Annotated in this window: 13 protein-coding genes; 6 read left to right on the top strand and 7 right to left on the bottom strand. The window is 48.1% G+C overall.

Annotated features, from left to right (window positions below; translation table 11 throughout):
- The 6 genes from B2633_RS07305 to B2633_RS07280 form a co-directional block, all read right to left on the bottom strand.
- Nucleotides 1-293: PSP1 C-terminal domain-containing protein (locus B2633_RS07305; RefSeq protein WP_483169946.1), on the bottom strand; the 293-nt coding region annotated here is incomplete at its 3' end.
- Between the two features lie 27 nt (nt 294-320).
- Nucleotides 321-1283, bottom strand: coding sequence for a DNA polymerase III subunit (locus tag B2633_RS07300; RefSeq protein ID WP_483169945.1), 963 nt, complete (start codon nt 1281-1283; stop codon nt 321-323).
- A 23-nt stretch (nt 1284-1306) separates the two neighbouring features.
- The gene (locus B2633_RS07295; protein WP_483169943.1) at nt 1307-1756 is read right to left on the bottom strand and encodes a YaaR family protein; all 450 of its coding nucleotides are present in this window, start codon (nt 1754-1756) and stop codon (nt 1307-1309) included.
- Nucleotides 1746-2387: a dTMP kinase gene (gene tmk, locus B2633_RS07290; protein ID WP_483169941.1), complete on the bottom strand. Its 642-nt coding sequence runs from the start codon at nt 2385-2387 to the stop codon at nt 1746-1748. The genes B2633_RS07295 and tmk overlap by 11 nt, the downstream gene beginning before the upstream one ends.
- Nucleotides 2388-2406: 19 nt before the next feature.
- Entirely contained in the window at nt 2407-3837 is a 1431-nt protein-coding gene (locus B2633_RS07285) for an aminotransferase class I/II-fold pyridoxal phosphate-dependent enzyme (protein WP_483169940.1), read from the bottom strand.
- Between the two features lie 29 nt (nt 3838-3866).
- Entirely contained in the window at nt 3867-4088 is a 222-nt protein-coding gene (locus tag B2633_RS07280) for a sigma factor G inhibitor Gin (protein ID WP_481042054.1), read from the bottom strand.
- Between the two features lie 394 nt (nt 4089-4482).
- On the opposite strand from B2633_RS07280, the gene B2633_RS07275 reads away from it, so the two are divergent.
- Both B2633_RS07275 and B2633_RS07270 read left to right on the top strand, forming a co-directional pair.
- Nucleotides 4483-4953 carry a hypothetical protein gene (locus B2633_RS07275; RefSeq protein WP_483169939.1) on the top strand — a complete coding sequence of 157 codons (471 nt, stop codon included), beginning with the start codon at nt 4483-4485 and terminating at the stop codon, nt 4951-4953.
- Between the two features lie 389 nt (nt 4954-5342).
- Nucleotides 5343-5657 carry a YmaF family protein gene (locus B2633_RS07270; protein ID WP_481042048.1) on the top strand — a complete coding sequence of 105 codons (315 nt, stop codon included), beginning with the start codon at nt 5343-5345 and terminating at the stop codon, nt 5655-5657.
- Between the two features lie 182 nt (nt 5658-5839).
- On the opposite strand, the gene B2633_RS07265 is transcribed toward B2633_RS07270, so the two are convergent.
- A complete protein-coding gene (locus B2633_RS07265; RefSeq protein WP_483169938.1) occupies nt 5840-6085 on the bottom strand; it encodes a CPF_0552 family protein in 246 nt (81 codons plus the stop codon).
- A 289-nt stretch (nt 6086-6374) separates the two neighbouring features.
- On the opposite strand from B2633_RS07265, the gene B2633_RS07260 reads away from it, so the two are divergent.
- The 4 genes from B2633_RS07260 to B2633_RS07245 all read left to right on the top strand — a co-directional run bounded on the left by B2633_RS07260 (nt 6375) and on the right by B2633_RS07245 (nt 9336).
- A complete protein-coding gene (locus tag B2633_RS07260; protein WP_483169937.1) occupies nt 6375-7142 on the top strand; it encodes a tyrosine-type recombinase/integrase in 768 nt (255 codons plus the stop codon).
- A 608-nt stretch (nt 7143-7750) separates the two neighbouring features.
- Complete coding sequence (locus B2633_RS07255; RefSeq protein ID WP_483169936.1) at nt 7751-8497, top strand: SIMPL domain-containing protein; 747 nt, start codon at nt 7751-7753, stop codon at nt 8495-8497.
- Between the two features lie 235 nt (nt 8498-8732).
- On the top strand, nt 8733-8945 hold the full coding sequence (locus tag B2633_RS07250) for a helix-turn-helix transcriptional regulator (protein ID WP_483169935.1): 213 nt from the start codon (nt 8733-8735) through the stop codon (nt 8943-8945).
- Complete coding sequence (locus B2633_RS07245) at nt 8938-9336, top strand: DUF2178 domain-containing protein (RefSeq protein WP_483169934.1); 399 nt, start codon at nt 8938-8940, stop codon at nt 9334-9336. The genes B2633_RS07250 and B2633_RS07245 overlap by 8 nt, the downstream gene beginning before the upstream one ends.
- Nucleotides 9337-9796: the final 460 nt, after the last annotated feature.

Raw genomic sequence — 9796 nt, 5'->3', positions numbered from 1 at the left:
AGTTTATGCACATTTATTTTCTGCTTGCAGATTTCCAGAGCTTCTTTTTCTTTTTGCTTGTTTTTCTCATAATTGGCCTTATCCTGATCACTAGCCTTTCTGATGACTTTCTTCAATGGTAGAACCAGGTCTTTTTCCGGAACATCTTTTTTGCCCATCACCACAAGGCCGCATTCGATACCCCTGACAGTCTCGACGATCACCAGGTCCAATTCCTCCAGATCCAGATCTTCGCATTCGAAATAATATATTTTCCCAGCGGGCTTAAATCTGACTCCAACTACCCACGCCACAGCAGTAACCTCCTTAATATCCGGTCTTTAATCCCAAAAAACCCCTCTAACCGCGTAAGCTATATTAATCCCCAGGGTGAGAGGGTTCACATTATAGCGCAATTGTTTTTGCAGGGCTTGCACCCTGTTCACGGCAGCTCCAATTCTATCCAGAGCTGCAGCGGGAAGGGAATTTATCAGGTCTTCATGCTCGCTGATCATCAACAAAGCTGGATTGGCAGTAGACCGATAAACATATACATCTCTTAGTATAGTGGAGAGCATGTAACTGAGCAAATTGGGGGCCTTCTCAATGGCCTCTGCGGCTTCAAACAAGGCCGCCATTTTCCCCCGGGCCAATGCCACGAAAGTGTGGCGGGCCAGATCCCATTTCTCAGACAAGCCCGCTTCCTGTGCGATGTCAAGGGCCGCGGCTACACTGCCCTGACTGACTTGTGCCGCACACCGGGCTTGTTCAACATCTATTCCCCGTGTTGTCAAAACGGCGACGATGTCCTCTTCGCTGACGGCTTGAAAGCGTACCGGCTGACAGCGGGACAATATGGTCTCCATTATGGCCGCTTCATCCGTCACCAGTATTAATATAGCGTACTCAGGCGGCTCTTCCAAGATTTTGAGCAAAGCGTTGCCAGCTTCGATAGTTAACAAATGGGCATCACGAATGATCACAAAGCGGTGTTTAGCGCGGTAAGGCTTTAAGGCCAGCCAGGGCTGCATTTCTTTGCTGATCTGATCCTTGCTCAGGCGGGTTTTATCCGCCATCCGTTCAATGATGAACAGGTCGGGATGGGCGCGGTCGGTCAAAAGAACTCTTCCGGCGGGGTCTTCCCTGGCCAGAATACCTGTGGCAAAGGCTATGGCAGCAGTCATCTTGCCTACGCCAGCAGGCCCATAATACAGGTAGGCATGGCTAAGGTTTTGATTATCGACGCAGGTGCGCAAAAAATCGACTACTTTATTCTGGCCAATTATCTTTGACAAATCATCCATTACTCATTCTCCAGACGACATGATTATATCATTAAGTCCACCAGCAGGCCGCGGATCTTATCTATGGCAGCCAGTATATCCACAGCATCCTGTTTCTTATTCATGAAGTCATTTAACAGATTATCCACTTCTGTATCGATGGTCTTTATAGTAATTAGTATGGTCCTGCCGCGCCGGTTAGCGCCTACATCCTGTTTCAACAAATATGCTCTGGAACCGGCTTCTTTGAGAAAATCCTTGATCCGGCTTTTATACAGCAACAAGTCATGAACCGTCAATCTGTGCCGCAATCGCTCACTTATGCGGTCTACCTCCTGCAAAATAGCCCCCATAATCTGGCGTATTTCAGCTTCCTGGTGCTGGCGCAGCTCCTGTTCAAACTGTGCCGGGCTGGTTTTTTTTACTTCATAAACATTGCTTCCCAGGGCATTTCTCAGCCGTTCTATACCTTTACCGTCACGATCAATACGCAACCGGCTTCCACCCCCGGCTCATAAGTAATTGTTGCAGGCAGTTGAGCGCATCAGCGGCCACATCTGCAAATGCCCGACCGGCATCAATAATATGGATGCGTTCCGGTTCTTGACGGGCAAGCTCCAAATATCCCTGTCGCACCCGGGCCTGGAATTCGCGGCCTTCTTTTTCAAGCCGGTCGGCTGCTTCGCCATTTCGTCTCAACTCTCCAATTCCTGGCTCCAAGTCCAACAAAATGGTGGCATCCGGTAAAAGCCCATCAGTGCATAAACGGTTCAACGTATAAAGAAACTGTAAGTCCAACCCCCGCCCATAACCCTGGTAGGCAATGGTTGAATCAAGATAGCGATCGGCAAGCACTATTTTCCCTTGTTCCAGGGAAGGCCTTATCAACTGGTCTACTACCTGACTCCTGGCGGCGGCATATAATAAGGCTTCTGTGCGGGGCGTGATGTGGCGGTTTTCCACATTGAGCAACAGTTCTCTGATTTTTTCTGATATCACCGTTCCTCCGGGCTCTCTGATCTTAATAAGAGGATACTCCTGCCATACTTCCTGCAAATACTGAATTAAGGTGGTTTTTCCGCTTCCGTCTATGCCTTCCAGGCTGATCAGCAATCCTTCACCCATATCAATGCTCCTAATCAGTTTAAGTTTGATCGATGATTCTTATTTTGTCCAGATCAGGATCCAATCCCTGGACATGGCTCCCGGTGTTGATCAATTCAACCATGTATATGTAAATTTCCGGAGAGACAATTTCTCCCGGAAGCAAACAGGGAATTCCGGGTGGATAGGGAACCACCATTTCCCCGGAGATTTTTCCCACGCTATCCTTCAGAGGCACTGCAGTTTTGGCCGCAAAATAAGCCTCCCGGGGGCTCATTTGTACTTGAGGGGCAGGCAACTGCGGGGTCGCTGTTCTTGCCGCCGGACTTTTGCAGCCGATATGCCGGGAGATCCGGTATATCGCCTGATATAATCGCTCCCAGTCCTCGTGGTCATGAAAGATGGACATCATGGCCAAAATGATGTCTTGGGATTTCCATTCTACTTCTATATTCCAATCGTCGCGCAGCCGCTTGGAGACGGCAAACCCATCTTCCGCCAGGCCCTGCACCGATATCAGTATTTTCAAGGGATCTATCGCTTCCACTCCTGTTACCATTAATTCCTGAGATAAGCAGCGAATCCCTCTTATGCTGTTAATTTTATTGCGATAATAACGCGAAAGGCCAAGAGCCCGCTCTAAGGCTTCTTGGCCGTGGCATTCCATCCAATCCCTGGCCAAATCGATAGAGGCCATAATCAGGTAGGAAGGACTGGTGGTAGTTAAAAGACTGCAGGCTCTTACAAATCGATCCGGGCTAGGACATGATTCTCCAATGTGCAGGCAGGCCCCCTGGGTTAATACCGGCAGGGTTTTGTGCAATCCGTTGATAACCACGTCTGCGCCCCCGGAAAGTGCTGTGCGGGGATACTCGGGATGAAAATAAAAATGTCCCCCGTGGGCCTCGTCAACCATCAAGGGAATCTTACGGTTTTTAAGCAAAGCCGCTATGTCTGCAATATGACAGGTCGTCCCATAATAGCTGGGACTCACCAGTGCAACCGCATCTACATCAGCATGCTTTTCTAAGAGGGTTGTAATCTTCTCTTCTGTAACTGCCAACGCTAAACCATCGTCATTTACCTGGCAGGGGATATAAACGGGATTGGCTCCGCTAAATACCATACCAGCAAAAAAGGAACTGTGGGCATTACGCGAAACCATAATCTTGGCGTTCTGCCCCAGCCCCAAAAAAAAGCTGTGAATGCCTGAGCTGGCCCCATTTACCAGAAAATAGCTCGAAGAAGCACCGAAGGCCCGGGCCATTAATTCTTGCCCTGCCTTTATAGGACCAGAAGGCCAGTGCAGGTCATCAAGACCGCTGATTTCAGTTAAATCAAAATCAATAATGCCTTGGAATGAAGGAGGAAAGGCATCTTTACGACCAGCATGTCCAGGCATATGCAGCCTCAAACCTGAAATCTGACAGTATTCATTTATTGCAGCAAATACCGGTGTTGTTGAACACAAATTGCATACTCCCTGTAAACAGCCACAGGTTAGTAGATCGAACGTAGCCCGTCCATAATGCGGTGATATTCAGCGCTGCCTACCGGGGTTTCCATCAATATTGCTTCGCATTCATGACACAAAAAGGCTTTCCCCAGTTTAAGTCCTCCGCGAATACCCGCCTGAGGGATTTGATGGCAAACGCTGCAGCGCGGCACCACACAGTCGCGGTACACCGGTTTTCTTACAGAAGATAACGGGTTGCTTTGCATTTGATACTTCCTTTTAGTTGGATTTACCGATTATCCTGGTATACCTAGAGTATGCACATAACCAGCTAAGTGCTATAAGTAATCAAAGCCTTATTTTAGCAGCATCTCCGTATATTAACACCAGATATGATTGGCTCTAAAGACGATTGTACCATTCTTTTCCTTTTCTGAGCAGTCTTTATTAATGTTTTAATCGATGCTACTGGCTATCTAATACAAAGCCAGTCTTACTTCCGCCCGTTTCTCCGCCGGTGATTTAAGCTATTAACGGCAGTCCCATTGTTGCCTTTTCACAAATGTTTAAGATTGTGTTCCTTTTAGAGCCATTATAGTAGCAATTGGAAAGCTAAATTAATACTATATACAAAATTATATAGTAACGGAGTGGAGTGCCATGTTTAAAAATAATAATGCGCCCATTAAGTGGGGAAGGTTTCATGTTCATGCCGCCAAAGCAAAGCCCAGGCCGCCTATCAATACGGAATGCGTCGAAGCCTGTGATGCCGATGTGAATATGGAAAGACAGCATAATTCTAAATATGAAGATGATTGTAAAGAACTAGTCAGCAAACATACTACTTGTGTTAAAACCGCTTATCAAAGAGCGATTGTATCTGTACCGGTAGCTGTTAAACCATTTTCTGTTCCCGGCCCTACCCATACGTTATGCTGCAGTGAACCGGTAGTAACAAATGTACGCTGCACCGGAACCAAAGAGAAGATTTGCTATTTCACCATTTCTCAGGAAATCTGCGTTGAGGTACCTATCCATTTCGGCGCTGAAGCCCAGGTGGGTGAGCCCGGGGTTGACTGTCTGAGAACTTCACTCGAAGACTGCGAAGACTGTGTGGAATGTGATGATTGAACTGAATGCCTGCCTTTCAAACCTGTTTCCGACCCCGGAAGAGATCAGTAGCGGAACCTGCACTGGTGAGATCAAAGGAACCTGTTGTCTTTACAGTATCTCATCAGCTTATCTGTGTTGAAGTACCGGTCACTTGGAGTGCAAATGCCACACCCGGAGCAACCTTCGTTCAAGGCAATCCAGCAATTAGCTGGAGCTTGTGAATGTCCTCCTGAAGGCAACGATGACTGAAAATTATCGGTGCTAGGCGCCGGCTATTAATAAATGGGCAGGGGTACTTTAAACCTTGTCCCTTTTTATTTTTATGTTGATTCTACTGCTTCCTTCTATGTTTAGTAACATTTTTACCATTACTCCATATAATGTCATAAATAGAAAGGAGGTGCACTATGTCTAACAACCGAAGAAGACATGTACACAATTTTTCCGGCATAACTCAAATAAATGATAATCACCGCCACGGCTTTTCCGGGCGTACCGGGGTAAATCTGCTGCCGACCCGCAGTGGCAGACATCGTCACAGATATAATGTGCGCACAGCTAGAGTGGATGATCATCGCCACCGTTTGATAAATATCACCAGCCTCAGTATTAATATTGGTAATGGCCGGCATATACACCGATCGTTTCTTAGGTTATCTACTCGTGATGACGGCCATAGACACCGTTATCGCTTCGTTACCGGGAGGAATATTCCAGTATAAAGCCAAGGGCAGGCAGAAGGACTGTCCCCTTGCCTGTGCCGGTATCCGCCCCAATTTTTATATTAGCTCAGAGTAATACAGGGCTTTTGTCAGCCCTGTATTTTTCATTCGCTCTTGATTTACGTTTTTGTTTTAATAGAAGAGGTTACTTCTAACCAAGGCCGTATCTGACGCTATGTGATTTAAAGATCAATAAACTTGACCTTTACCCCTTCAACGGTGTCCAGCTCATCGAACAAGGCCTGGATATCTTTTTCCTTCCCAAACAACTGCAACATAATCAAACCATCCATCGAGCACTGGTCTTCACTGACATCATGAAATCCCACCCTGGTTTTGATATTGCACCCGTAGCTGGTTAAGATCTCCTGTACATCGGGCGCATGGTCGGGCCGGTCATTGGTTTTGATAGCCATGATTGGACCCATGTAAAAGACCCCTTTCATTTACATAGTAATCGCTGCATCAAGCCCAACGCCTCCTGGACTCAGAATGCTCTATATAGCTCGGCATTTTGGACTGCAATTAATACAAGGCTCGGTTGGCCTTTCTAAAGGGCATTTCAAGCCCGCAATCGTCTAACAGCCGCTGGTCTTCAAGACTTCGCCCGTTCGCTGAGATGTTTCTTTAAGCGCCATCCGGGTTTTAAGCTCTTTCACTAACCATTTTTTCCCATCCGCATACCATGTATTAAATATCTGTAAAGAAGGCGATGGTGTGAGTTATAGGGTGTGCTTCGCCGCTTACCTGCGGCGCCAGGGGCGCAGGGAGCCGACGGTGAAAAGCTATGTCCGGGCATTGTCGGAGTTCTGCCAGTACAGCGGCGGGCAGGGGAGGAAATCCGGTCTGTGCAAGAATTTGGCCCCCGCTCGGGTGGAGGCTTACAAGCAGTACCTCCTCAATAATCGAGGTCTGCGGCCGTCCACAGTAAACCGGCGCCTTTCGGCCTTATCCGCCTTGGCCCGCTTTCTGATGGAGCGGGGGATGCTGGCGGCCAATCCGCTGAAACTGGTCACACGCGCCGGCCGCAATGCGTTGCGGCGGGAAGATATGCAGATCATCTGGCAGGATGTCCAAACGCTGCGGGCCGAAGTGCACAAAGATATGATGAATGTTCGTGATCGTGCGGTGGTGGAACTGCTCTACGCCGGGTTAACTGTCCGGGAGTTGTGCGGCCTGAAGTATGATGAGAGCTGGAGCCCGGACAACAACACCATCACTGCGGGGCAGCGCCTGGTAGCACTACATGCCCGGGCCTGCCTGGCCCTGGAGCATTACATGATATTAAGGCCCATATTGCGCGGGGACTATTTGCTGGTCGGCGGAGGCCCGGGGTGGTCGCTAAAACCAGGCAGTGTCTACCGGACTCTGCGCCGACTGGCACGGATATGCGATGTTAAGACCGGGGTCAGGGAATTGCGGCTGGGGCGTTACATGACTGAAGTGTACGGATTTGCATCAGCTTTCATTGCGGCGGCGGCATAACTCTTCTTGGTGCTGACCCCCATAAATTGCCCTTTAATTGAGAAAGAAGGCTTTAGGTACCCTGATTCATTAACCCCTGCACAAGATCGCCAACAAGCGGGTTCAGATGCCCAATCGTTGGGTCATATTTCGCAATACCCTTTGATTTTGCCCCCGAAAGGTTTAACTCCTCGCAAAAAGCTGGAAAGGTATTTTGACGAAAGCGGTTTAACCTATCGCGTGATCATGGAATCCTCTTAATATCGAACTGAGTGCTGTTTACGTCGAAATGGGTCTGGGGATTTCCTTTGCGACGATAGTTAGCGATCTTCCGGCCTTTGCCCAGAGGGATTTCAGGTTTATATCATTGGGGCATTATTTTGATGCTAATTACTTAAGTTTGGTATTTAGAAAAGATAAAGCCAACAAGTCCTTTCTAAAAGCCTTCATTGATATAGCTCTATATGACCCAGACTGCAGGCACGGGGACGATTCTTTTGCCTGCCTGGAAAAGTAAATTAATCCTGGCGACCGTGCCTGCCTAACATTTCTTAAAACCTCCATATATTTGTAATTACTCTATTGTTAATTCGTATAACTAGTAATAACAAAAGGGGAGGTTTGGGAAGGTGCAGGAAAAAGCGAATCTTCAGTGGACCTGGATAGCAGTTGCGGCGGTTCTTGCGGTCGGATTGATGCTCTCATCATGGATTGTCAGTAATGGCATGTTGAAGCTTAAAGCCAGCGGAAATTCAATTACCGTAACCGGTTCTGCCAAACAGCAGCTTAAATCGGACTTGGCGGTATGGACCGGCATGTTTACGGCTCAGTCCCCGGAACTCACCGGAGCTTATGCAAAACTTAAAAACAGTCAGGATAAGGTGAAAAACTACCTGGTTGAAAAGGGTTTTACTGAAAAGGACATTATTTTCTCATCCATCAATACTGATATCCGTTATGTTCTGCTGGCAAACGGCCAGTATTCCAACCAAGTGGAAAGCTACAGACTCAGCCAAAATGTTGAGATCAGGTCTGATCAAGTTGACCAGGTGGCCGCTTTGTCCAGGGAAGCCACCGATCTCATCAATCAAGAGGTAGAGTTCTATTCCAACCCGCCCCAGTTCTTTTATACCAAGATTGCCGATCTAAAAGTGGAGATGCTGTCATTGGCAACCCAGGATGCACTCAAAAGAGCGGAACAGATAGCCTCCAATTCCAACAGTAAAGTGGGGGCTTTGCGCGGTGCCAAAATGGGCGTTTTCCAGATTACACCCTTATATTCAAACGAGATCTCCGATTATGGCATAAACGACACCAGCTCCCTGGACAAAGAAATAACCGCGGTGATGAACTGTGAATTTGAGGTAAACAAATAAGCAAGGGCGACAAAGGGGGGTCCAGCTGACGGCATTTTGGACAAAATGCCGTCAGCTGGCCCCCCCTTTGTCGCCACGTGGCCGTGTAACCATCGGGGCCGTTCCTTTAGAACAGCAGAATGAAGGTGGTAATTGCCGTCCCAATACCCCGTTGTAAAGCGCACTTGACATTACCTGCATAAGATCTTATACTATCTGTAAAGCTAGCTTTACACTACAATAAGGCGGTGAGATTATGAATAATCGCCTGCGCGAAATGCGAGAAAAGGCAGGCATGACTCAGGAAGAACTTGCCGCCCAGGCAGGTGTCTCCAGACAAACTATTATTTCGTTAGAAAAGGGGAAATACAATCCTTCCATTATCCTGGCCTATAGTTTATCTAAAGTCTTTAACATCAGTATTGAAGAGCTATTTCTTCTCAATGAAGGAGGTAGTAAAAATGACTAACACTAATATGCGGCTTATGAAACATTTGATATTAGCGCTGATTGCCGGCATAGCCGTGTGGCAGATAGCAGCAGGAAATAGTTCCTTTGGTATGGGGCTGTTGATAGGTGTAATCGCAGCAGCAGGTTCTCTGGAAATAAAGCAGCGTCGTATCAGTGAAATGCAGAAAAAGGGCATGAATCCTTATGATGAACGGGCCTGGTCTTTAGCCGGTATGGCCGCTTATGGCGCCATTAGGATATATGCAATATCTCTTGCAGTCATCATACTCGTGGGATCAATCTGGGGTCCGCAAATCCAAGTAACTCCTTACAACTTATTAGGCCTGTGCCTGTGTGCATTACTGGGATTATATGTTGGCAGCTATTATTATTACAATCGCAAATTTTAACTTGTGCAAGCTGGGCACGGCAGGGGGGCAGGCAGCCTTTCCCCTGCCGTTTGCCTCACGGCCTGCCCCGGTTGGCTAACCAAACCCAGAAAAATCATTAATCCTGCTTCCTTGATTGCGCGAAGCGAAGCGGAGGCGCATCAGTGTCCCCGAAAGGGGGGGCAACGTCCTACTCCCGGCCGGCGTACCCGGCTGGTGCCGACGGATCGAAGGCTTTAGCCTGAGCGGCGGCGCCCACGAAGCCGACGATGTTTCGGCGAGTGCCGCGAATAGAAGCCCGCAAGGGCTGACCGCGGCCAGCGCTGTGGGAGGTTAGAATGCCAGCATTTCTAACTACTTAGCAACTAACTCAGAAAAATAATAATCCTGGCAACGTCCTACTCCTGGCCGACGATGTCTCGGCCAGTGCCGTGAATAGAAGCACCCAAGGGCTGACCGGCGGCGACGGCGACGATGTCTC

Origin of the sequence: Syntrophomonas sp. UBA1041, assembly GCF_002316705.1 — a bacterium.
Lineage (GTDB): Bacteria > Bacillota > Syntrophomonadia > Syntrophomonadales > Syntrophomonadaceae > DTU019.
The sequence above is the reverse complement of the archived record's forward strand: the minus strand, read 5'-3'. Positions and strand labels throughout refer to the sequence as shown.

Bases quoted from the DNA above. Each gene is read 5' to 3' on its own strand.
- B2633_RS07265 (WP_483169938.1), bottom strand. From the start codon at position 6,085: ATGGGTCCAATCATGGCTATCAAAACCAATGACCGGCCCGACCATGCG.
- B2633_RS07270 (WP_481042048.1), top strand. From the start codon at position 5,343: ATGTCTAACAACCGAAGAAGACATGTACACAATTTTTCCGGCATAACT.
- B2633_RS07245 (WP_483169934.1), top strand. From the start codon at position 8,938: ATGACTAACACTAATATGCGGCTTATGAAACATTTGATATTAGCGCTG.
- B2633_RS07250 (WP_483169935.1), top strand. From the start codon at position 8,733: ATGAATAATCGCCTGCGCGAAATGCGAGAAAAGGCAGGCATGACTCAG.
- B2633_RS07300 (WP_483169945.1), bottom strand. From the start codon at position 1,283: ATGGATGATTTGTCAAAGATAATTGGCCAGAATAAAGTAGTCGATTTT.
- tmk (WP_483169941.1), bottom strand. From the start codon at position 2,387: ATGGGTGAAGGATTGCTGATCAGCCTGGAAGGCATAGACGGAAGCGGA.
- B2633_RS07280 (WP_481042054.1), bottom strand. From the start codon at position 4,088: ATGCAAAGCAACCCGTTATCTTCTGTAAGAAAACCGGTGTACCGCGAC.
- B2633_RS07275 (WP_483169939.1), top strand. From the start codon at position 4,483: ATGTTTAAAAATAATAATGCGCCCATTAAGTGGGGAAGGTTTCATGTT.